Below are 20,797 nucleotides of genomic sequence, written 5' to 3'. Positions count from 1 at the left end.
CCGCCGCCCCCACTGCACCTCACACTTCAGCCCCCCCCCCGTGGCCCCGCGGCGCTGTCGCCCCCCCCCTCCCACCACCCCCCCCCCCCCCCTCGACGCTTCTTGTGGACTCCCCAGCCCGGTCTCAGACTCATCACAGGGTCGGGGACCACAGTCGAGGACATGAACGACTACCCGACCACCCCGCCCCCGGCCTCGAACCCCTACGAGCCCGCCCGGTCGCCCTTGCCCCCGCCTGCCCCGGCCTTTGCAGCAGCAGGGACCCCGCCGACCCCGACACCCCCACCGGCACCCCTCCAGGGTCCGCGCCGCGGTCGGGTCGGCTTCGCCGCCGCCGTCGTCGGCGCCTCGCTCCTGGTGGGCGGGGCGTCCGGCGTCGGTGGCGCGGCGGCCTGGAACGCGTACGACGACACCAGTGCGGGCGGTGCCTCGGCCGCCGCCAGCGAGCGCACCACGTCGCAGGTCGTCAGTACCCCCGACTCCGACGCGCCCGAGGGCAGTGTCGAGCAGGTCGCCTCCTCGGTGCTGCCGTCGGTCGTCAAGCTCGACGTGAGCGGTGCCGACGGCGCGGGCTCGGGCTCGGGCATCATCCTCAGCTCCGACGGCCAGATCCTCACCAACGACCACGTGGTCGAGGTCGCGGGCGAGGGCGGCGAGATCACCGTCTCGTTCAACGACGGCACCAAGGCCTCAGCCACCGTGCTGGGCACCGACCCGCTGACCGACACCGCGGTGATCCAGGCCGAGGGTGTCAACGGCCTGACCCCCGCCTCGATCGGTGAGTCCGGCAGCCTTGACGTGGGCGAGCAGGTCGTGGCGATCGGCTCGCCGTTCGGCCTCGAGTCGACCGTGACGAGCGGGATCGTGAGCGCGCTCAACCGGCCGGTCGACGTCGGCTCCGACGGCAACGGCAACTCCACGACGTACCCCGCCGTGCAGACCGACGCCGCCATCAATCCGGGCAACAGCGGCGGCCCGCTGGTCGACATGGACGGCAACGTCATCGGCATCAACTCCTCCATCCGCACCGCCTCCAGCGGGGTCTCCGAGGGGTCCGGCTCGATCGGCCTCGGCTTCGCGATCCCGATCGACTCGGTGCTGCCGATCGTCGAGCAGATGACCGCGGGCGAGACCCCGACGCACGCGAAGCTCGGCGTCACCGTGCGTGATGTCGCCAACGCGACCGGCGCCGAGGTGACCGAGGGCGCCCAGATCGGCGAGATCACCGACGGCTCCGCCGCCAAGTCGGCCGGGCTCCAGGCTGGCGACGTCGTGACACGGATCGACGACCAGGTGATCACCGGGTCGGACTCGCTGGTCGCGACGATCCGCAGCTACCGCCCGGGCGACGAGGTCGAGGTGACCTTCGAGCGCGACGGCGAGTCGCAGACGACCAGTCTCACCCTCGACTCGGACGCCGACACCAGCAGCTCCTGAGTCGACGGCTCGGCTCGTGGCCGGATAGTGCGGGACGTTTTCGACGTTCCAGCGACCCGGGAGGTCGAAAACGTCCCGCACTATCCCGGCAGAGCCTCCGCCGACGCGGTCGCGCCGTCCACGACCGTGTCCGCGAGGTAGTCGGCCAGCAGGTCCTCGATTGTCTCCTCGATGGACGCCGCCAGGGTCGCGGTGACCGAGGCCATCGCCAGGGCACGGAAGCGGGTCAGCATGGTGACGAGGCGGGCGATCTCGTCGCTGGTCGGCGGGGCGTCGCCCGTGAAGTGCTCGGCCACATGCGCGGCACCAGCCTTGACCAGCACCTGGCTGATCTGGTCGAGCGAGGGCAGCACCCGCTGGTGCACGGCGAGCACGGAGGCGGTGTCCATGCCGTGCTCGCGCATCTCGGCGAAGGCGTCGAGCAGCTGGGGTCGCAGGATCCGCGCCCGGGTACCGGTGACCTCCACCAGGCTGGCCTCGACGAGCAGGTCGAGGTCGGCCCGGCCGCCCGCCATCGCCCGCGCCTCGGGAAGGCTCACGGTGACCGGCTGGTCCTCGGGCCGCGGCGGCACCAGCACGCCCTCGAGGCCGAGCACCTCCCCGAGGTCGACCCCGCGCTCCCAGGCCGTGAGCATCTCCAGGATGTTGGCGGCGGTGTAGCCCCGGTCGAGCATCGACATGATGATCGTCAACCGGGCGAGGTGGGTGTCGTCGAAGACCGCCGTGCGGCCCACCCGCGCGGGCGGGTGGAGGAGGCCGCGCTCCTGGTAGGCCCGGATGTTGCGCACGGTCGCCCCCGAGACCCGCGCCAGGTCGTCGATGCGATAGGTCCGCGACTGCCCCCCTGCTTCGGGGCCCGCCGCTGGTCGGGCCCCGCCCAGGGCGAGCAGCTGCTTCACCGCCGCGCGTACGGCGATCCGCGGGTTGCGGGCGAGCTGGCCCGGCGCCCGCAGCACCGACTCCAAGATCGCCTCGACCGCCCTCGCCGGCGGGACAGCGGCCACGTCAGCCCACCGGGGCGAGGCCGACCGCGCGGGCGACCCTGCGCTCGACGAGGTCGTAGTCGCGCGTCCGGAAGGTCTTCATCTGGCGACGATACTGCGTCGCGAACCCCGGGTACATCGAGGCGTTGTGCCCGTCGGCCGTGAGGTACCAGCTGCTGCAGCCCGACATCCACGTCGTGCGGGCGAGCCGCCGTTGCATCTGCTCGTTGTAGCGACGCTGCACGTCGGCCTTCACGTCGAGCTGGTGCAGGTCCCGGTCGAGGATCGTGCGGATGCCCGAGACGGCGTAGTCGATCTGGCCCTCGACGTAGACCAGCAGCGAGTTGTGCCCCGGGCCGGAGTTGGGTCCGGTGGTGAAGAACAGGTTGGGGTAGCCGTGGACGCTCGCGCTCTTGTAGGCCTCGGCATGCCCCTGCCAGTCGTCGCTGAGGCTGCGGCCGCCCAGACCCGTGACGGGGTAGGGCGGCCCGTCCAGGTGCACGTCGTAGCCGGTGGCGAAGACGACCGCGTCGAGCTCGTGGCGGATGCCGTCGCTGGTCTGGATCCCGTCGGGGGTGAAGGTCGCGATCGGCCAGGTGATGAGCTTGCAGTTGTCCTGCTGCAGCGCCGGGTAGTAGTCGCTGGACATGAGCATCCGCTTGCATCCGGCGCGGAAGTCGGGCGTGAGCTGGCGGCGCAGCCACGGGTCCCGGACGGTGAGACGCAGGTGGGCCCGGCCGAGCTGCTGGATCAGTCCGGTGACGGGGGTGTCCCACACCAGCCCGGTCGCGGCGACCTCGTGGCTCACGAAGAGCGCCGTCCGGGCGAGGCCCTGGAGCCGTGGGACGGCGGCGAAGGCCAGCCTGGCCGGTCCGGGGATCGGTAGGTCGACACGCGGCATCACCCAGCCGGCCGTGCGCTGGAAGACCTTGACCGAGGCTGCGGTCTTCACGAGCTCGGGGACGATCTGGACGGCACTCGCGCCGGTGCCGATGACGGCGACGTGCTTGCCGGCGAGGTCCTGGTCGTGGTCCCAGCGGGCGCTGAGGATCCGGGCGCCCTCGTAGGACTCCAGGCCGCGGATGTCTGGCAGGCTCGCGTCGCTCAGCGGACCCGAGGCCACGACGACGGTGCGCGCACGGAAGGTCGTGCCGCGGTCGGTCGAGACCACCCACTCCCCCGCCTCCTCGTCGAGCTCGAGGGCGGTCACCTCCGTCTGGAGCTCGATCAGCGGGAGCAGCCCGTGGCGCTCAGCGAGGTCCTCGATGTGCCGCAGGATCTCCGCGCTCGGCGAGTAGGCCCGCGACCACGAGGGGTTGGGCGCGAAGGAGAAGGAGTAGAGCAGTGAGGGGATGTCGCAGGCGGCTCCTGGGTACGTCGCGTCGCGCCAGGTGCCTCCGACCCGGTCGGCGCGCTCGAGGATGACGACGTCCTCGACGCCGGCCTCGCGGAGCTTGATCGCCGTCCCCAGGCCGGTGAAGCCGGCACCGATGACCAGGGTCGTGCAGGTCCTGGTCATGCCACGTCCATACGATCGCCGGTCCGGGCGCCTGGTAGGTCCGCGTCCTGGGTGGTGCCGACCGAGACGGGCTCGTAGGTGAGCTCCTTGAACCAGGTGGGGATCGGGCGGAGCAGCGCGCGGGGGTAGCGCTCGCTCAGCCAGACCATCCGGTTGGCGACCAGGTGGTAGGGGTGCCGGGGGTCGACCACCATGCCGGCATGGACCTTGAGCACCTGGTAGAGCGGCACCCGGTGGGTGTGCTCCCCCCGGTCGCCGAGCTTCTTGAAGCGCCCCATGGCGGTGTAGAGCCGCTCCGGCTGCAGACCCATGTCGACGATGTTGTTGCGCATCCGATTGAGCAGCGGGACGTACATCAGGGCGCCGATGATCAGCCCGGGCGAGGCCAGGTTGCCGACGAACTCGATGGCCAGCTTCCGCGCCTTGGCGTGCCCGATCATGTCGAGGACCTCGAAGTCCACCGCGATGTGGCGTGACTCGTCGTTGTTGATGTGCTCGAAGACCTGGTGGCACACCGGGTCGTGCACCTCCTCGAGGAGGAACTTGAGCAGCGCACCGTCGAGGGCGACCTCGAGCATCGGGATGACCGTGCCGAGCACGGAGAGCGGCATGTCGTCGGCGTAGGTGTCCAGCCACTCGATGGCCAGGCGGATGTTGACGCTCGGCTCCGGCAGCTCCCCCTCGTCGAGCATCCCCCAACGCTTCATGAGCGCGAGCTCGGCGTTGGCGTGCCGCTGCTCCTCGGCGTGGAAGTAGCGGTAGATCTCCGCGATGGTCGGCGTCGGCGCCTTGGTCGCCATCGCCGCGAAGCCGCGTGCCCCGACGTTCTCGATCCAGCACAGGTCGGCCATGAAGGCCTTGAGCTTGGGGCGGAACTCGTCGGTGATCGTCTCGGCCCCTGGTGCGTCCCAGTCGATGTCGGCCAGCGCCCACTGGCGGTCCTTGATCTTCGCCAGCATCAGGTCCATGTCCATGGCCATGTCAGTGTCCCTTCGTCGCGTGGTCGGTGCGCAGTGGTCCCGAGACCCGTTCGAGGAGTCCCGCGCCGTGCGTGTAGAGGCGCGGTGCGTGCCGCTTGAGCTCCCAGGTCGCCTTGGCGTCGAGCTGCGGCATCACGTAGAGCGCACCACGGTCGTGCGCGTCGAGGCAGGTGCGGGCGACCCGGTCGGGCGACATGCCGGTCACCTTCATCAGCGTCCCTGCGAGGGAGCCGGAGGCGCTGGTGATGCGGCCGGCCTCGATGATGTTGGTCTTCACGAAGGTCGGGCACAGGACGCTGACGTGCACGCCCGAGCCGGCGAGCTCGGCCGCGAGCGTCTCCGACAGCGCCAGCACGCCGGCCTTGCTGACGTTGTAGGCGGCCATCCGCGGGGCTGCGGCATAGGACGCAGCAGACGCCACGTTGATGATCCCGCCGCCGCCGGCCTCGCGCAGCAGCGGGGCGAACACGTGGCAGCCGTGGATGACACCCCACAGGTTGATGCCCAGCGTCCACTGCCAGTCCTCGAGGGGGACCTCCCCGACCAGGTCACCCCCGGCACCGACTCCCGCGTTGTTGACGACCAGCGTCGGCGGCCCGGCGAACCAGTCGGCCGCGTCGCGGGCGAGCGTGGCCACGGCGTCCGCGTCGGAGACGTCGCAGCCCAGTGCCAGTGCCTTGCCACCGGCGTCCTCGACCATGCCGGCGGTGCGCCGGGCACTCGGCTCGTCCACGTCACTGACCACCACGCTGCCCCCGCGCCGGGCCAGCTCGAGGGCGAAGGAGCGGCCGATGCCGCTGCCGGCCCCCGTCACCACCGCCCGGGCGTCCCGGCTGCGCCGCCGACCCGTCAGGTGACCCGTCAGGCGCCCCATCAGGCGCTCCATCAGGCACTCCGTCCGACACTCGCTCCGCCGCTCGCCCGGCCCGCTGCGGCCAGGGCGTCGGAGAGGAACCGGGCGCCTCGTCGTACGGCCGGGACGGCCTCGGGCACGAGCCGCGGCATGGCCTGGAAGACGTGCATCTGCCCGGGCCAGACCTCGAGCGTCGAGTCGGTGCCGGTCGCGGTCAGGGTCTGGTGCAGGTGCTCCGCGTCGGCGGCCAGCATCTCGGCGCCGCCGGCCTGGATCAGGGTCGGCGGGAGCACCTCCCCAGGCTCGATGCGGTGCAGCAGCCGGGCGTGGTCGGGGGGCGTGCCGACGGTGTAGTGCTCGAGCAGCCGCTGCGCGGCGTCGGCGGAGATCATCGGGTCGCTGCGCTCGGCCTCGCGGGCGCGGGCCAGGCCGAAGGTGCAGTCGACCAACGGCGACATGAGCAGCTGGGCCGCCGGCAGGGGCAGGCCGGCACGGAGCAGCTCGAGGCTCAGGTCGATGGCCAGGTGACCACCGGCGGAGTCACCCGCGAGGACGACCTGCTCGGGAGCGCAGTGCTCGGAGGTGAGCCAGTCGAAGGCCCGTCGTGCGTCGTCGGCTGCGGCGGGGAACCGGTGCCGCGGGGCCAACCGGTAGTCGACGCTGTAGACCGGCAGCCCCGTGAGCGCCGAGAGCTGCGAGGCCAGGGGCCGGTGGGTGCGGGTCGAGCAGAGCGCGTAGCCGCTGCCGTGGAGGTAGAGCAGGGCGGCGTCGGTGCGGGTCTCCCCGGCCCGGACCCACTCACCGCGGAGGCGACCGCTGCCGGGGACCGGCCGGTCGATCTTCTCGATCCGGGTGCGCCGGGCCGGCGCCCCGAACGCCGTCATGGACCCGGCGACGATCTGCCGGGAGATCGCGACCCCCAGCATGCTCGGCGGCAGGGCGTTGGCGACGGGGCGCAGGGTCAGCCGGGTGGCGACGGCGGTCGCCGTCGAGCGAAGCGAAGGCGGACGCGGGGTGAAGGTGGTGGGAGTCACACCGCCATTCAGCCAGCAACTTTGCCATTCGTCAATGGCACAGTTACCAGTGGTTAGTCATGCACTGACACCCCAGGCGCCGGGGAGGCCCTCACGGACCTCGACCGGCAGCAGCGGCAACAGCCGGAGGAGGTCGTCGTCGCCGGCGACCCCGAGGGCGACCAGGAGCATCGCCGGCTCGATCGCCCGGGCGAGCTCGGCCATGGCGACGTGGTCCCCCGCCGCGAACAGCACCCGCGCCACCTCCGCGACGACCTCGGCGTCGATCGCGCCGAGGATCGGGCGGAGCGGGGTCACGTCCATGGCCACCGCGAGCTCGGCGAGGTCCTCCGCGCCGAGCCCGGAGACGATCTCGAGCACGCGGGCGTCGTTCAGGCGGACCATCACCTGGTCGAGTCGCTCGTTCCACTCCAGCAACGGCAGGACCGCCACCAGGTCCGCGGGCGTGGCCACGTCGAGGGCCGCCTCGAGGGCGGCCACGTCGACCGCCGCGACGAACTCCGCGAACACCGCGTGCTCGGATCGCCGGAAGAGCTCGCCGGCCACCTGACCGATGCGGGCGGGCGGGATGGCCCGCACGACGGGCCGCGAGCGCACCGGGTCGAGGGCGAGCGCGAGGTCGGCCAGGTAGGGCAGCGACACGCGCCCGACCAGGTCGCGAGCCCGGTCGGGCTCGAGAAGCTCCGCCACCCGCGCGGCGAGCTGGGGCGGGAGGAACTTCTCGGCGAGCTTGCCCGCGACGGCCCCGGGCAGGGTCGCCGACAGGCCGGCGATCCGCGCGAACTGGCGCTGCCCGAGGGCGAACATGGCATGGCTGACCTGACCGTGGAGCACCCGAAGGTCGGCATCGGGGACGTCGGCCAGCTCGTGCAACTCCTCTGGTGCCACGCCCAGCAGGTGCGCCAGTCGCGCCACCTGGGGACCGACCCGCTCGTGACTCATCCGAGCAGCGCCTTCTTGACCACGCCACGCACGGGCAGCGGCACGCCCCTGATCGCCGTCTCCACCGACGACGCCATCAGCCGCAACTGGCGACGCCGGGCGTCGTCGACCAGCGCGGCGAGGCGCTCCTGGACCTCGGGAGCCAGCGCCTGCACGCCCGGTGGCGGCTCAGCGCCGAGGACGTCCTGGAGGGACTTCTGCTGCGGCACGTCGATCTCGTTTCCGCCACTGGCTGATGGCAGGGTCGATGGTGACAGCCGGTGAGGCCCGACACAAGCACCGACACCGCGCGGTCTGGCCCGGGTCGCCCAACCTCTGCCTGGGGGTCGTTCAGCCCAGGTGCTTCTGGAGCTCCCCGAGGCGCTCGGCCGCGCGGAAGCCCAGCTGCTCGTTGACCCCGATCATGTGGTCGTTGACCTCGGCGTTCCAGGTCACCACCTGCTCCAGCCCCTGCGTCTCTCGCTGGAGCAGCGCGAGGTTGGCCACCTTGACAGCCATCCCGAGGCGGTGTCCTCGGTCGGGGCGGCGCACCAGCGTGCCCCACTGGTAGGCGCGGGTCGGCTCGTGCACGGTCGTGGCGATGTCGGTATAGGCCACGACGGTGCCCTGGGCGTCGAGCGCGACGGTGTTGAACTTCGTGCGGCCCTGGCGACGCCCCTGCTCCTCGCCCTCACGCATGGCGGCGACGTCGACGGCCTCGGGCTCGCGCTCCATCTCCCCCAGCGGCGCCTCGGTCATCAGCGTCGTGACCAGCTCGGTCCAGCTCTGCACCAGGTCGTCGGGGACCGGTCCGACCCACGACCTCAGCGTGTACGCCGTGTGGTGCGGCGCCGCCTGCGCGGCGAGGTCGGCGAGGAGTGCGTCGGCGACGGGGAGCCGGAGCACCCGCAGGACGTCACCGAGGGCGAACGCGTAGCCGTGGGCCCGGGCGAACTCGATGCCGGGAGCCCCGTCGCCGGTCGGGCCGAGCTCGTGGGGCCAGGCGGTGTCGGAGGCCAGCACCGTGCGGCCGTGCTCGCGCGCGGCCTGCTCGAGGACCGGGAGCAGGGCCGAGCCGTGCCCCCGACGCCGGTGCTCGGGTGCGGTGTAGACGAAGACCTCGGCGCTGGTGAGGTTGTCGAGCATCCGCAGCTGGACGTTGCCGGCGACGACCGGCTGCCCCGCGACCGCTCCGAGGAAGACCAGGGTGCGCCGCGCCCGTGTCGGCTCCTGGAGCTGGATGCGCAGCTCCTCGAGCTGCCACGGCGTCGCGAGCTCCTCGCGACCGTGCCGCTCGGCGGCGAGGTAGACCCCGTGCCAGGCGTCGATCGCGGCGTCGTCGAAGGGGTCGACCGGGTGGATCTGGAGATCGCTCATCGGACGCGTTGCACCCTTCCCTCGTCCCACACGGGACCGTCGGACTCGTAGACGTCGCCGTCGGCGCCGTAGACCAGGAACCGGTCGAAGCCCCGGGCGAACCAGCGGTCGTGCGTGACCGCCATGACCGTGCCGTCGAAGGCCTCGAGGCCCTCCTCGAGCGCCTCGGCCGACTGCACGTCGAGGTTGTCGGTCGGCTCGTCGAGCAGCAGCAGCGTCGCACCGGACAGCTCGAGGAGCAGGATCTGGAAGCGGGCCTGCTGCCCGCCCGACAGCGACTCGAAGCGTTGGTCGGCGGCGTGGGCCAGCTCGTAGCGGTCGAGCACTCGGGCGGCCTGCTCGCGGCCCATGCCGGAGCGGCCGCGACCGTCGGCCTCGCCGTCACCCCGGTGCAGGATCTCCACCAGCGTGCGCCCTACCAGCTGGGGGTGCTCGTGGGTCTGGACGAACCACCCGGGGCGCACCCGCGCACCGAGCTTGGCCTTGCCCCGGTGGACCACCGGCGCGATCTCCACGTCGCCGACCGGCTGGTGCTCGACGTCGGGGTCCGAGCCGCCCGCGGCGAGCAGTCGCAGGAAGTGCGACTTGCCCGAGCCGTTGGACCCGAGGACGGCGACCCGCTCGCCGTACCAGACCTCGAGGTCGAAGGGTCGCATCAGCCCGGACAGCTCGAGGTCCTCGCAGACGACGGCACGCTTGCCGGTGCGACCGCCCCTGAGCCGCATCGTGACCTGCTGCTCGCGGGGCTGCTCGGTCGGCGGCCCGGCCTCCTCGAACTTGCGCAGCCGCGTCTGGGCAGCGCGGTACTGGCTGGACATGCCGTCGTTGTACTCGGACTTGATCTTCAGCCGCAGCACGAGCGCCTTGATCTTGGCGTGCTCCTCGTCCCACCGCTTGCGCATCTCCTCGAAGCGCGCGAAGCGGTCCTTGCGGGCCTCGTGGTAGCTCGCGAAGCCGCCGGGGTGGGTCCACACCAGGTTGCCCGCGTGCCCGAGCTCGACGGTGACGACCCGGGTGGCGGTGTTGTCGAGCAGCTCGCGGTCGTGGCTGATGAACAGGATCGTCTTCTCCGACTCGCGGATGCGCTGCTCGAGCCAGACCTTGCCGGGCACGTCGAGGTAGTTGTCGGGCTCGTCGAGCAGCAGGACCTCGTCAGGGCCGGCGAGGAGGTACTCCAGCACCAGCCGCTTCTGCTCCCCGCCGCTCAGGGTGCGCAGCTCGCGGTACTTGGCCTTGTCGTAGGAGACCGCCAGCGCCTTGGTCGTGCAGACGTCCCAGGTGACCTCGATGTCGTAGCCGCCGGCGTCGGCGAAGTCCGAGAGCGCCTCGGCGTAGGCCATCTGCGTCTTCTCGTCGTCGGTCTCCATCAGCGCCAGCTCGAGACGGTCCACCACGACGGCCGCCTCGCGCACCCGGGGCGGGCTGACGCTCAGGAGCAGGTCGGCGACGGTCGGCTCCTGACCGAGCCCGGCGTTGACCATCTGCCGCATGACCCCCAGGCCACCCGTGCGCGTCACCGCGCCGGCGTGCGGCACCAGGTCGCCGGTGATGATCTTGAGCAGCGTCGTCTTGCCCGCGCCGTTGGCCCCGACCAGCGCGACCTTGGCGCCCTCGCCGACCCGGAACGAGACGTCGTCCAGCAGCACCCGCCCGTCGGGCAGCTCGAATCGGACTCCACTGACCTCTACGTGTCCCACGTCGGACGATTGTCCGCTATCCGCCGCCCCGGGTCACGTCGATAAGCCGCGAGGGGACTATCGGCGGCGTACAGCCCAACAGGCATAGGAGTCCTGGCCCCTCGTGCTCGCGGGTGGCGCCGGCATGGCGGGTCGGCCTATGCCCGTCGGTCCGTACGACGACCCTGGTCGTCAACGGTCGGCCTCGGCGAGGGCGAGCACCAGGTCGTCCAGCACGGCGCGCACGTAGGACGGTGAACGCATGACCTGCTCCCAGGTGAAGCGCAGGACGAGCCAGCCGGCCACGACCAGCGCAGTGTAGCGCACGCAGTCGCGGCCGTGCGTGCGGTGGTCGGAGTGGAAGGTCCAGGAGTCGGCCTCGAGCACGACGCGGCGCTCCACGTCCACGAGGTCGGGGTGGAAGGTCTGGCCACGGGCCGAGATCGCGACCTGGGGCCGCACGTCGAGCACGCCGTGGTCCAGCACGATCGCGCGCAGGACCGACTCGAAGGGGTTGGCAGCCGCGGCGCGCGCCTCCCGTGCGACACGGCGCGCCTCGGGCGCACCTCGGCCGCGCAGGAGGGCGGCGCCTGCCACCAGCTCCGCACGCGCGACGTCTCCGCAGCGCAGCGCCGAGTCGGCCACCGCGAGCGCCTCGTCGAACGGCAGCCGACGAGCGCAGTCGAGCACCGTGCGCAGCTTGCCCGTGACCCCGGTGACCACCTCGCTCGCCTCGAGGTCGGCGTGGATCGCGTGCACGCGGGCCCGGACCTCGGGGCGCAGCACCCGGTTGCGGCGGACCGTGAGCCAGGCCCGGTCCGGCACGTCCTTGACGGCCCAACCCCAGTGCTGGGCCGCGCTGAGGTGGGAGAGCACGCCCGATAGCTCGCTCGCGATCCGGCGCTGCCCCCTGACCTCGGGGAGGGCGTAGCGCCCACGGGCCAGCCGCAGCACCGTGCCGCGGTCCACCGCGGCCCTCAGATCGCGCCGTGGACAGACGGCCTCGATCGCTTTCGCGCCCGCCACGCCCCCGAGGTGGCGCAGTGCGGACTCGACGTCCATCCCTCGATCCTGACCGGGATCGAGTCGGTCGTTGGCGCCCCTCCACAGGCCCCCTTCTACCTGTCAGTAGTTTGGGACCCGGGTCCGCGCCATGATGGAGCGCGACCGGGCGACGTGACCGACGAAAGGGACCGACCCATGCAGCTCGAGCTGACCGCCGAGGACCAAAAGTTCCGTGAGGAGATGCGCACCTTCTTCACCACCGAGGTCTCCGAGGAGATCCGTCAGACGGTGATCGAGGGACGTGAGCTCAGCAGGGAGCAGATCGTCGAGAGCCAGCAGACGCTCAACAAGGCCGGGCTCGCCGTGCCGCACTGGCCCGAGGAGTGGGGCGGTCGAGGCTGGAGCGAGCTGCAGCGCCACATCTGGCACGAGGAGATGCAGCGCGCCGGCGTCCCGACCCCACTGGCCTTCAACGCCTCGATGATCGGCCCGGTCATCGCGCACTTCGGCACCGAGGAGCAGAAGGCGACGTTCCTCCCCGCCACCGCCAACCTCGACATCTGGTGGAGCCAGGGCTTCTCCGAGCCCGACGCCGGCTCCGACCTCGCGAGCCTGCGCACGACCGCGGTCCGCGACGGCGACGACTGGGTCGTCAACGGCCAGAAGACGTGGACCACGCTCGGCCAGCACGGCGACTGGATCTTCACCCTCGTCCGCACCGACCCCGAGGTGAAGAAGCAGGCCGGCATCTCGATGCTGCTGATCGACATGAGGAGCCCGGGTCTCGAGGTGCGCCCGATCCAGCTGATCGACGGCGGCCACGAGGTCAACGAGGTGTGGTTCGAGGACGTCCGCGTCCCCGCCGAGAACATGGTGGGCGAGATCAACTCCGGCTGGACCCAGGCCAAGTTCCTGCTCGGCAACGAGCGGGTCGGCGTGGCGCCGGTCGGGGCGACCAAGCGCTTCCTCGCCCGCGCCAAGGACCTCGCCAAGGAGACCTCCGACGGCAACGGCGGCACCCTCCTGGACGACCCGCTGGTCCGCGCCCGCATCGTCGAGCTCGAGAACGAGCTGCTCGCCCTCGAGCTGACCGCGCTGCGCGTGGTCGCGCACTCCGCGGGCGGCGAGCCGCACCCGGCCTCGTCGGTGCTCAAGCTCAAGGGCACCGAGCTCCAGCAGGCCGTGAGCGAGCTGCTCGTCGACCTCGCCGGTCCCGCCTCGGTGGCCTCCGGCGCCGGAGACGGCTCCGACCTCGCAGGCTGGGCGCGCACCGTCACGCCCAACTACCTCAACCTCCGCAAGGCCTCCATCTACGGCGGCTCCAACGAGATCCAGCGGCAGATCATCTCCCGCGGGATCCTCGGACTCTGAGCCGAAGGGGACACAGACATGGACTTCACGTACGACGACGAGCAGGTCGCCCTCCGCGACGCGGTGCGCGGCCTGGTGGGCAAGGCCTACAACGACTACGAGCACCGGCGCCAGACCGTCGGTGAGGACCCCGGCTTCGACGAGAAGCAGTGGACCCGCCTGGCCGAGATGGGCGTCCTCGGGCTGCCCTTCAGCGAGGACGACGGCGGCGTGGGCGCCGGCCCCGTCGAGATCGGCATCGTGTGCCAGGAGCTCGGCCGCACCATCGCCCCCGAGCCCTTCCTCGCCTCGGTCGTGCTGGCGGGGGGCCTGGTCTCCGCGGCCGGCACCGCCGAGCAGCGCGGCGAGGTCCTCGGCGCGCTGGCCGCCGGCGAGAGCGTGCTGGCCTTCGCCCACGACGAGCCCGGCCGCCGCTGGGGTCCGAAGGCCGAGAAGGTGACGGCAGCGCAGGACGGCGACTCCTGGACCCTCACCGGCGTCAAGGAGCCGGTCCTGCACGGTGCTCGCGCCGACGTGCTGGTCGTGAGCGCCGCGCTGCCCGACGGCGGCACCGGCCTCTTCCTGGTCGCCGGCGACGCCGACGGACTGGCGCGCGAGGGCTACCCGACGTACGACGGCGGCCGGGCCGCCCGCGTCGCCCTCGACGGCACCGCGGCGACCCCCCTCGGAGAGGCGGGCGCGGACCTGACGGCCACGATCGCCACGGTCCAGGACATCACCCGGATCATGGCCGGCAACCAGGCGCTCGGGGCGATGCAGACGCTGCTCAAGGCGACCACCGACTACCTCAAGAGCCGCAAGCAGTTCGGCGTCACGCTCAACACCTTCCAGGCGCTGACGTTCCGGGCCGCCGACATGTACACCTCGCTCGAGCTGACCCACAGCCTCGTCGACTGGTCGACGATGGTGATCGCGGCCGGCTCGCCCGAGGAGGTGGCGGCCGCTGCGGCACGTGCCAGCCTGCAGGTCAGCCGGGGCGGGCGACACGTCGGCCAGGAGGCCATCCAGCTGCACGGCGGGATCGCGATGACGGCTGAATACAACGTGGGCATGTTCGTCGCCCACCTCACGGCGCTCGACCACCTGCTCGGCGACGGCAACCACCAGGTCGGCGTGCTCTCGACCAAGGTCGGCGACTACGGCCTGATCGACCCGCTCGACGTCTGAGTCCGCCGAGTCGGCGCGTTGGTGCACGTGCGACTGCAACATCGCGCCGACCCGGCGTCAGGCGCGGCGGGTCTCCAGCACCCGGAAGCCCTTGGCGCTCGCCAGCCGGGTCGTCGGGAAGCCCTGCTCCCCCAGCCACCGCTGCAGCGAGTCGGCGCCGAGGTTCTTGCCGACGACCATCACCGCGCGACCACCCGGCGCGAGCCGCGGCAGCCAGGTGAGCAGCAGCGCGTGCAGCGCCTCCTTGCCGATGCGGATCGGCGGGTTGCTCCAGATCTCGTCGTACGACGAGTCGGTGGCGACGCCGTCCGGGGTCGTCGCGGTGAAGCGGTCCGCGAGCCCCAGCGCGGCGGCGTTCTCTCCTGCGAGGAGCACCGCCCGCTCGTTGACGTCGACCGCGGTCACGACCGCCGAGGGCACCGCCGTCGCGATGGCCAGCCCGATCACGCCCCAGCCGCAGCCGAGGTCGAGGATCCGCCCACCGGCCGGCGGCGCGGTCTCGCGGAAGAGGATCGCGGTGCCGATGTCGACGCGACCCTGGGCGAAGACGCCCGACCCGCTGGTCAGGCGCAGCTCGTGCCCCCACACGTCGGCGACCACGGGTGCGCGCTTGAAGGCCACGCTCGGGTCGGCCGAGAAGTAGTGCTCATCCATCGCGCTTCGCTCTCGTCGTGACGGCCCGGGACGCGAGCTCGTCGTCGGCCGGGTAGGCGACCTCCTCGAGCGTGAGCCCGTGGGCGTGCGCGACCACCACGCTCGCGTCGCGCTCGGTCACGGCCAGGATCTCAGCCGGCCACCCCACGTCGCGGCGTCCCTCCCCGACCGCCAGCAGGCAGCCGACCAGGGAACGCACCATGCTGTGGCAGAAGGCGTCGGCGCGCACGTCGGCGACCGCCAGCCCCTCGGGCGAGCGCGACCAGTGCAGGTCGAGCAGCGTGCGGACCGTGGTGGCGCCCACGCGACGACGGCAGAAGGCCGCGAAGTCCTGCTGCCCCAACAGGTGCACCGCCGCCTCGTTCATCGCGTCGAGGTCGAGCTCGCGCTCCCAGACCAGCACGTGCGAGCGCACGAGCGGGTCGACGAGGTCCACGCGATCGGCGATCCGGTAGGCGTAGCGCCGCCACAGCGCGGAGAAGCGGGCGTCGAACCCGGGCGAGGCCTCGGACACCCGGCTCACGTGGATCTCGTCGGGCAGCACTCCGTTGAGCCGGCGCTGCAGCTGCGGGTGGGTCTCGGCGACGTCGCAGTGGACGACCTGCCCACGGGCGTGGACACCGGCGTCGGTGCGGCCGGCGCAGACGGTGTCGATGCGGTCGAGCCGCAGGACGGTCGCGAGCGCCGCCTCGAGGTGCCCCTGCACGGTCCGCAGCCCCGGCTGCGTCGCCCAGCCGTGGAAGGCGCCTCCGTCGTAGGCGAGGTCGATCCGCAGGCGCACCCGCAGAGGTTAGCGGCAGGAGACGCGGCGGGGATCCACGGCCTACGCTCGTCAGCGTGAGCGACCCCGCCATCCTCCTGGTCTCCGCCGAGCACGCCGCCTTCCTGGCCGACGAGTTCGGCCGCTACGCCCGCGACTACGACCTGCGCACCGCCGGGTCCTGCGCCGAGGCCCTCGCCGTCACCGAGGAGATCCGGGCCGCCGGCGGCACCGTCGCCCTCTTCGTCGCCGACACCGAGCTGCCCGACGCCGAGGTGCTCGCGGCCTTCGGGGCCTGGCGCGCGGTCGTGCCCACGGCCCGCCGCATCATCGCCGCGCACTACGAGCACTTCCTGCCGAGGGCGCCCTCGCTGCGCCCCGGCATGGCCAAGGGCAAGTACGACGCCTACCTGCTGATGCCGCGCGGGGTGCGTGACGAGGAGTTCCACTCAGCGGTGACCGAGCTGCTCTCGGACTGGGGCTCCACGGTCGCGGCTCCCGAGGTCGAGAGCGTCCGGATCATCACACCGACGGCCGACCCGCTGACGCTGGCGATCCGCGACTATGCCGACCGCATGGGCATGCCCACCCGGGTCTACTCCCCCGACTCCGAGGTGGGTCGGGCCGTCATCGAGGAGTGGGGCACGGAGCCGACCTTCCCGCTCATCGCGGCCCTGAGCCGGCCGCCGTTCGTCGCGACGTCGGTGCGTGACCTGGCGATCTCGATGTACGGCATGCCCGGCGACCTCAAGGTCGAGGGCGTCGTGGACCTCGCCATCGTCGGCGGCGGGCCGGCCGGGCTCGCCGCCGCGGTCTACGGAGCCTCCGAGGGCCTCACGACGGTCGTCATCGAGGCGGAGGCGATCGGCGGCCAGGCCGGCACCAGCTCGATGATCCGCAACTACCTCGGCTTCCCCCGCGGGGTCTCCGGCATGCGGCTGGCGCAGCGCGCCCGCAACCAGGCGCTGCGCTTCGGCACGCAGTTCTACACCGGGTGGGACGTCACCGCCCTCGAGACGCAGCCCGACGGCACCCACCTGCTGGGCACCGGCGGCGGCGACGTCGAGGCCCGCAGCGTGGTCGTGGCCACCGGCGTCGCCTACCGCAAGCTCGGCATCGCGCCGATCGAGGACCTGGTGGGGCTCGGGGTCTTCTACGGCAGCGCCATGACGGCGGCCCGCGAGATGGAGGGCGCCGACGTGGTCGTCGTCGGCGGCGGCAACTCGGCCGGCCAGGCGGCGATCCACCTGGCCCGCTTCGCCGACTCGGTCACGATCATGGTGCGCCGCGACTCGCTGGCCGCGACCATGTCGGACTACCTCATCAACGAGATCGACTACAACCCCCGCATCACGGTCCAGCCGTGCGCGGAGATCGCCGACGGCGGGGGCGACGGCCGCCTCGAGTGGCTCGACGTACGCGACACCACCACGGGTGCCGTCACCCGCCGTGAGGCCCGCGGCCTGTTCCTCCTGCTCGGCGCCGAGCCGCACTGCGACTGGTTGCCCGACAGCGTGGCCCGCGACCGTCGCGGCTTCGTCCTCACCGGCCGCGACGTCCCCAGCGCCCACTGGGACAGTGGGCTCCCCCCGGAGAACCTCGCGACCACGCTGCCCGGCGTCTTCGCGGTCGGCGACATCCGGGCGGGCTCGATGAAGCGGGTCGCGGCTGCGACCGGTGAGGGCTCCTCGGTCGTGCCGCTCGTGCACGCCTACCTCGCACCGGAGGGCTGAGTCGTGGACATCGACACCGGCGCCGTGCGGGGGCACGTCCACGTCGGTGGTCCTCGACGCGTCCTGCTGCTGCACGGCGGCCCCGGGCTGGGCCACGAGTACCTCCAGCCGCTCCTCCCCGAGCTGGCCCCCTGGACGGTCGCCACCTTCCAGCAGCGGGGGCTCGCCCCCTCGACCACCGACGGCCCCTTCGACCTCGATACGGCCGTGGCTGACGTCGTGGACGTCCTCGACGCGGCCGGGTGGGACCGTGCGCTGCTGGTCGGCCACTCCTGGGGCGGGCACCTCGCCCTGCACTGCGCCTCCCGGCTCGGCGACCGCCTCGACGGGGTCCTCGCGATCGATCCCGTCGGCGGGGTCGGCGACGGCGGCCTGGCCGACTTCGGTGCCACCCTCATGGCCCGCCTCGATCCCGCCCAGCGCGACCGGGCAGCGCTGCTCTCGGAGAGCGCCGATCCCGTGCTCGCCGCCGAGGGCCTGGCCCTGCTGTGGCCCGCCTACTTCTCCACGCCGGACGTCGCTCCCGCCTGTCCACCCGTCCGAATCGACCCCGCAGCGGCGGAGGGACTAGGAGCCGCGATGGTGGCGGGGCTCCCGGCCCTGGAGGCCTCGCTGGACTCGATCGACGTACCGTTGGGGGTGCTCATGGGCGGTGCGAGCCCGATGCCACGCAGCGCCGGCGCCGACGTGGTCACCCGCGTCGCGGGGGCGTGGCTCGAGGTGGTCGAGGACTGCGGACACTTCGTCTGGCTCGAGCGCCCGGGAGCCGTGGCCGCGGCACTGGAGCGCCTGACCGTGGCCTGAGCGCGCTCAGAGCTCGTGACGGTACGGCGGGTCGGCGCCGCGCCGCGAGACCGTCACCGCGGCGGCTGCTGCCGCATGGGCCAGCGCCTGCTCGGGAGCCACGTCCAGGTCGTCCCACAGGGCGTCGACGAGCCCCGCGGAGAAGGTGTCACCGGCGCCGATGGTGTCGACGACGTCGGCCCGGACGGCGGCCACGCTGACCTCGCCCGACGCGGTGAACCACGTCGACCCCGACTCCCCGCGGGTCACCGCGACCGCGAGCGGACCGAGGGAGAGCAGGTGCCGGGCCGCGTCGGCGACCGACCGCGACGGGAAGAGCGCCTCGAGGTCCTCGTCGCTGGCCTTGACCAGGTGGGCCAGCGTGGAGACCCGCTCGACCTGCGCGACCACCTCGGCCCCGGTGCCGGTGATGGCCGGCCGGGCGTTGACGTCATAGCTGATGGTGGCCGTGGCACGCAGCCGCTCGAGCAGCGCCACGACGTCCTCGGCGCCGGGCTCCAGCACGGCGCCGATCGAGCAGACGTGCACCATGACGGGGTCGACCTCCCCGACCGGGTGGAAGCGCCAGTCCAGGTCGAACTCGTAGGACGCCGACCCGTCAGCCGCGATCGTGGCCCGCGCCGTCGAGGTGCGCTCGAGCGCGTGGGGGTCCACCGCGAGCTCCACGCCCGATTCGCCGAGGTGCGCCGCGATCGCGCGGCCGCGGTCGTCGTCGGCGTACGACGTCACGAAGCGCACGCGGCGCCCCAGGCGGGCGAGCGCCACGGCGACGTTGGCGGCGCTCCCGCCGGGACGTTCGTTGTCGCGACCGTCGGGCTCGACCACGATGTCGACGAGCGACTCACCGACGACGAGGGCGTAGGGCTGCATGCCCTGATCTCTACCACGTCACCGAAGCCCCGGCTCGCTATCGTCCTGGCATGACCGTCCTGCCGCTCAACCCGGCCCTGCCGGAGCCACCCTTCGAGCAGCTGCGCACCCAGATCGCGAGGCGAGCCGCCGACGGCGACCTGCCGGCCGGCACCAAGCTGCCCACCGTCCGTGCCCTCGCGGAGCAGCTCGGGCTCGCCGCCAACACCGTCGCCCGCGCCTACAAGGAGCTCGAGGCCGACGGTGTGGTCGTCACCGAGGGCCGTCGCGGCACCTTCGTCGCGGCAGCCACCGGAGCCGAGGCCTCCCACGACGTGCAGGCGGCCGCCGCGGAGCTCGCGACGGCCGCCCGCAGGTCCGGCCTCACCCTCGCCCAGACCCAGCGTCTGCTCGACGCGGCCTGGGCCGGGCCTCAGTCGGCCCGCACGTAGAGCGCGATCGCCAGCTCGCTGTCGGTCTGCAACGGTCCCTCGACGCGGGCCGTGGCCTGCTGGTCGGGACCGGAGAGGATGCCGATCGACCCGCCGGTGAGGTCGAGGTGGACCGAGGAGCCGGGGGGTGCTCCCGTGCACTCCGCGCTGAACCGCACGCCCCTGCTCACGGCGGCAGCCTCCAGCTCGACCTCGACCTCGCCGGGCTCCCGACCCTGCCCGAGGTTGCCTCGTGCAGGAAGGGCGACATGCGCTACGTGGTCTACGGAACCACCTGGAGCCCGGCGTGGTCGTCCAGCGCTCGCAGGGAGCGCCCGGCATCCTCGACGTCGGTCGCGTGCCCGGCAGCGTCGACGACGTCGCCGACGCCGTGGGTGGCGACCTGCGTCGATGCGGTTTCGCGTCGGTGCCGCGCCCCGACATCATGGCGTGGAAGCACGGCAAGCTGGTCATGAACGCCGGCAACGCCGTCGACGCGGCGTGCACCCCCGGGCCGGACGCGGACGAGCTGGTCGAGCGCGCCCAGGCCGAGGGCGAGCACGTCCTGGCCGTCGCCGGCATCCCGGTCGTCAGCGCGGCCGAGGACCAGGCACGACGAGGCGACCTGCTCCGACGCCGCGAGGACCAGCCTGCGCCCTCCGGCGGCTCGACCTGGCAGAGTCTCACCCGCGGCACCGGCGGCGTCGAGGTCGACCACCTTGCCGCCGAGGTCGTGCTCCAGGCACGGCTGCGCGGACTCGTCGCCCCGGTCAACGCGCTGCTCCAGCGCACCGTCCACGACCTCGTCCGCTCGGGTCGCCCTCCCCGCAGCCTGGACGCCGCCGACCTCCTGGCCGCGGTGCGCGGCTGATCACCCTGGGGTACGAGCCCGGACATGCCGCTGGCCCCGCCGGCGGCGGGGTGCGGGGCGGTGGACTCAGGTCTCGCCGGGTGGAGTGGCAGGCTTGGTGATCGCGGTGGTGCCGTGGTGGTCGACACGGAAGAACAGCCCGTTCGGGGAGCGCCACACGTAGATGGTGTCGTCGAGTCGGTCGTAGTCCCATCGGGTGTGGGTCTTGGCGCGGTGGTGGCCGCGGCACAGGGGTGCGGTGTTGGCGGTGGACGTGGTCCCGCCCTGGTCGTGCGGGGTGATGTGGACGATGTCGGCGGTGGCTGCTGGACGGGTGCACCACGGGAAGACGCAGTGGTGGTCGATGAGCTCGCGTTGGGCCCGGAGGCGGCC

Annotated in this window: 22 protein-coding genes; 7 read left to right on the top strand and 15 right to left on the bottom strand. The window is 72.6% G+C overall.

Features of this window, described 5'->3' with window-relative positions:
* Positions 1–162: 162 nt before the first annotated feature.
* A complete protein-coding gene (locus RMN98_RS00630; RefSeq protein ID WP_309646865.1) occupies positions 163–1,437 on the top strand; it encodes a trypsin-like peptidase domain-containing protein in 1,275 nt (424 codons plus the stop codon).
* 80 nt (positions 1,438–1,517) lie between these two features.
* Here RMN98_RS00630 and RMN98_RS00625 read toward each other — a convergent pair whose 3' ends face one another.
* The 10 genes from RMN98_RS00625 to RMN98_RS00580 form a co-directional block, all read right to left on the bottom strand.
* Positions 1,518–2,441 (bottom strand): MerR family transcriptional regulator, encoded by a 924-nt coding sequence (locus RMN98_RS00625; protein WP_309646864.1) that lies wholly within the window; start codon positions 2,439–2,441, stop codon positions 1,518–1,520.
* Position 2,442: 1 nt separating this feature from the next.
* On the bottom strand, positions 2,443–3,939 hold the full coding sequence (locus tag RMN98_RS00620) for an NAD(P)/FAD-dependent oxidoreductase (protein WP_309646863.1): 1,497 nt from the start codon (positions 3,937–3,939) through the stop codon (positions 2,443–2,445).
* The gene (locus RMN98_RS00615; RefSeq protein ID WP_309646862.1) at positions 3,936–4,919 is read right to left on the bottom strand and encodes a ferritin-like domain-containing protein; all 984 of its coding nucleotides are present in this window, start codon (positions 4,917–4,919) and stop codon (positions 3,936–3,938) included. Before RMN98_RS00615 ends, RMN98_RS00620 begins: the two co-directional genes overlap by 4 nt.
* 1 nt (position 4,920) lies before the next feature.
* Positions 4,921–5,805, bottom strand: coding sequence for an SDR family NAD(P)-dependent oxidoreductase (locus RMN98_RS00610; protein ID WP_309646861.1), 885 nt, complete (start codon positions 5,803–5,805; stop codon positions 4,921–4,923).
* Complete coding sequence (locus tag RMN98_RS00605; protein WP_309646860.1) at positions 5,805–6,806, bottom strand: alpha/beta hydrolase; 1,002 nt, start codon at positions 6,804–6,806, stop codon at positions 5,805–5,807. The genes RMN98_RS00610 and RMN98_RS00605 overlap by 1 nt, the downstream gene beginning before the upstream one ends.
* A 57-nt stretch (positions 6,807–6,863) precedes the next feature.
* Positions 6,864–7,748 (bottom strand): hypothetical protein, encoded by an 885-nt coding sequence (locus tag RMN98_RS00600; RefSeq protein WP_309646859.1) that lies wholly within the window; start codon positions 7,746–7,748, stop codon positions 6,864–6,866.
* A complete protein-coding gene (locus RMN98_RS00595) occupies positions 7,745–7,957 on the bottom strand; it encodes a hypothetical protein (RefSeq protein ID WP_309646858.1) in 213 nt (70 codons plus the stop codon). Before RMN98_RS00595 ends, RMN98_RS00600 begins: the two co-directional genes overlap by 4 nt.
* 121 nt (positions 7,958–8,078) lie before the next feature.
* The gene (locus RMN98_RS00590; protein WP_309646857.1) at positions 8,079–9,104 is read right to left on the bottom strand and encodes a GNAT family N-acetyltransferase; all 1,026 of its coding nucleotides are present in this window, start codon (positions 9,102–9,104) and stop codon (positions 8,079–8,081) included.
* A complete protein-coding gene (locus RMN98_RS00585) occupies positions 9,101–10,801 on the bottom strand; it encodes an ATP-binding cassette domain-containing protein (protein ID WP_309646856.1) in 1,701 nt (566 codons plus the stop codon). The genes RMN98_RS00590 and RMN98_RS00585 overlap by 4 nt, the downstream gene beginning before the upstream one ends.
* 171 nt (positions 10,802–10,972) lie before the next feature.
* Positions 10,973–11,842 (bottom strand): DUF559 domain-containing protein, encoded by an 870-nt coding sequence (locus tag RMN98_RS00580; protein WP_309646855.1) that lies wholly within the window; start codon positions 11,840–11,842, stop codon positions 10,973–10,975.
* Between the two features lie 138 nt (positions 11,843–11,980).
* On the opposite strand from RMN98_RS00580, the gene RMN98_RS00575 reads away from it, so the two are divergent.
* Both RMN98_RS00575 and RMN98_RS00570 read left to right on the top strand, forming a co-directional pair.
* Entirely contained in the window at positions 11,981–13,156 is a 1,176-nt protein-coding gene (locus RMN98_RS00575; RefSeq protein ID WP_309646854.1) for an acyl-CoA dehydrogenase family protein, read from the top strand.
* Positions 13,157–13,174: 18 nt separating this feature from the next.
* The gene (locus RMN98_RS00570) at positions 13,175–14,323 is read left to right on the top strand and encodes an acyl-CoA dehydrogenase (RefSeq protein WP_309646853.1); all 1,149 of its coding nucleotides are present in this window, start codon (positions 13,175–13,177) and stop codon (positions 14,321–14,323) included.
* Positions 14,324–14,380: 57 nt separating this feature from the next.
* Here RMN98_RS00570 and RMN98_RS00565 read toward each other — a convergent pair whose 3' ends face one another.
* Positions 14,381–14,977 (bottom strand): methyltransferase, encoded by a 597-nt coding sequence (locus RMN98_RS00565; protein ID WP_309646852.1) that lies wholly within the window; start codon positions 14,975–14,977, stop codon positions 14,381–14,383.
* A complete protein-coding gene (truA, locus tag RMN98_RS00560) occupies positions 14,970–15,758 on the bottom strand; it encodes a tRNA pseudouridine(38-40) synthase TruA (RefSeq protein WP_309646851.1) in 789 nt (262 codons plus the stop codon). The genes RMN98_RS00565 and truA overlap by 8 nt, the downstream gene beginning before the upstream one ends.
* A gap of 56 nt (positions 15,759–15,814) precedes the next feature.
* Between truA and RMN98_RS00555 the strand changes: the two genes are divergently transcribed.
* Both RMN98_RS00555 and RMN98_RS00550 read left to right on the top strand, forming a co-directional pair.
* Positions 15,815–17,470, top strand: coding sequence for an FAD-dependent oxidoreductase (locus tag RMN98_RS00555; protein ID WP_309646850.1), 1,656 nt, complete (start codon positions 15,815–15,817; stop codon positions 17,468–17,470).
* A 3-nt stretch (positions 17,471–17,473) separates the two neighbouring features.
* Positions 17,474–18,274 (top strand): alpha/beta hydrolase, encoded by an 801-nt coding sequence (locus RMN98_RS00550; protein WP_309646849.1) that lies wholly within the window; start codon positions 17,474–17,476, stop codon positions 18,272–18,274.
* Between the two features lie 6 nt (positions 18,275–18,280).
* Here the strand turns inward: RMN98_RS00550 and RMN98_RS00545 are convergent, their stop codons facing one another.
* On the bottom strand, positions 18,281–19,144 hold the full coding sequence (locus tag RMN98_RS00545) for a carbohydrate kinase (RefSeq protein ID WP_309646848.1): 864 nt from the start codon (positions 19,142–19,144) through the stop codon (positions 18,281–18,283).
* 50 nt (positions 19,145–19,194) lie between these two features.
* Here RMN98_RS00545 and RMN98_RS00540 point away from each other — a divergent pair, with 50 nt between their 5' ends.
* The gene (locus RMN98_RS00540; protein ID WP_309646847.1) at positions 19,195–19,575 is read left to right on the top strand and encodes a GntR family transcriptional regulator; all 381 of its coding nucleotides are present in this window, start codon (positions 19,195–19,197) and stop codon (positions 19,573–19,575) included.
* Here the strand turns inward: RMN98_RS00540 and RMN98_RS00535 are convergent.
* Positions 19,557–19,745 (bottom strand): hypothetical protein, encoded by a 189-nt coding sequence (locus tag RMN98_RS00535; protein WP_309646846.1) that lies wholly within the window; start codon positions 19,743–19,745, stop codon positions 19,557–19,559. The two genes, RMN98_RS00540 and RMN98_RS00535, sit on opposite strands and share 19 nt — an antisense overlap.
* 116 nt (positions 19,746–19,861) lie before the next feature.
* Here RMN98_RS00535 and RMN98_RS00530 point away from each other — a divergent pair, with 116 nt between their 5' ends.
* On the top strand, positions 19,862–20,425 hold the full coding sequence (locus tag RMN98_RS00530; RefSeq protein WP_309646845.1) for a ketopantoate reductase C-terminal domain-containing protein: 564 nt from the start codon (positions 19,862–19,864) through the stop codon (positions 20,423–20,425).
* Positions 20,426–20,491: 66 nt separating this feature from the next.
* Here the strand turns inward: RMN98_RS00530 and RMN98_RS00525 are convergent.
* Positions 20,492–20,797, bottom strand: a 306-nt coding sequence (locus RMN98_RS00525) for an HNH endonuclease signature motif containing protein (RefSeq protein ID WP_309646844.1), incomplete at its 5' end; no start/stop codon positions are given.

The sequence above is a fragment of the Nocardioides sp. genome (genome assembly GCF_031397825.1).
Classification (GTDB): Bacteria; Actinomycetota; Actinomycetes; order Propionibacteriales; family Nocardioidaceae; genus Nocardioides.
Note: the sequence above shows the minus strand (reverse complement) of the source record. Positions and strands in the feature narration are given on the sequence as shown.

What these genes read in the sequence shown, in the direction of transcription:
- RMN98_RS00630 (WP_309646865.1), top strand. Translation starts at nt 163, where the DNA reads ATGAACGACTACCCGACCACCCCGCCCCCGGCCTCGAACCCCTACGAG.
- RMN98_RS00620 (WP_309646863.1), bottom strand. Translation starts at nt 3,939, where the DNA reads ATGACCAGGACCTGCACGACCCTGGTCATCGGTGCCGGCTTCACCGGC.
- RMN98_RS00615 (WP_309646862.1), bottom strand. Translation starts at nt 4,919, where the DNA reads ATGGCCATGGACATGGACCTGATGCTGGCGAAGATCAAGGACCGCCAG.
- RMN98_RS00610 (WP_309646861.1), bottom strand. Translation starts at nt 5,805, where the DNA reads ATGGAGCGCCTGATGGGGCGCCTGACGGGTCACCTGACGGGTCGGCGG.
- RMN98_RS00600 (WP_309646859.1), bottom strand. Translation starts at nt 7,748, where the DNA reads ATGAGTCACGAGCGGGTCGGTCCCCAGGTGGCGCGACTGGCGCACCTG.
- RMN98_RS00590 (WP_309646857.1), bottom strand. Translation starts at nt 9,104, where the DNA reads ATGAGCGATCTCCAGATCCACCCGGTCGACCCCTTCGACGACGCCGCG.
- RMN98_RS00580 (WP_309646855.1), bottom strand. Translation starts at nt 11,842, where the DNA reads ATGGACGTCGAGTCCGCACTGCGCCACCTCGGGGGCGTGGCGGGCGCG.
- RMN98_RS00575 (WP_309646854.1), top strand. Translation starts at nt 11,981, where the DNA reads ATGCAGCTCGAGCTGACCGCCGAGGACCAAAAGTTCCGTGAGGAGATG.
- RMN98_RS00570 (WP_309646853.1), top strand. Translation starts at nt 13,175, where the DNA reads ATGGACTTCACGTACGACGACGAGCAGGTCGCCCTCCGCGACGCGGTG.
- RMN98_RS00565 (WP_309646852.1), bottom strand. Translation starts at nt 14,977, where the DNA reads ATGGATGAGCACTACTTCTCGGCCGACCCGAGCGTGGCCTTCAAGCGC.
- RMN98_RS00545 (WP_309646848.1), bottom strand. Translation starts at nt 19,144, where the DNA reads ATGCAGCCCTACGCCCTCGTCGTCGGTGAGTCGCTCGTCGACATCGTG.
- RMN98_RS00540 (WP_309646847.1), top strand. Translation starts at nt 19,195, where the DNA reads ATGACCGTCCTGCCGCTCAACCCGGCCCTGCCGGAGCCACCCTTCGAG.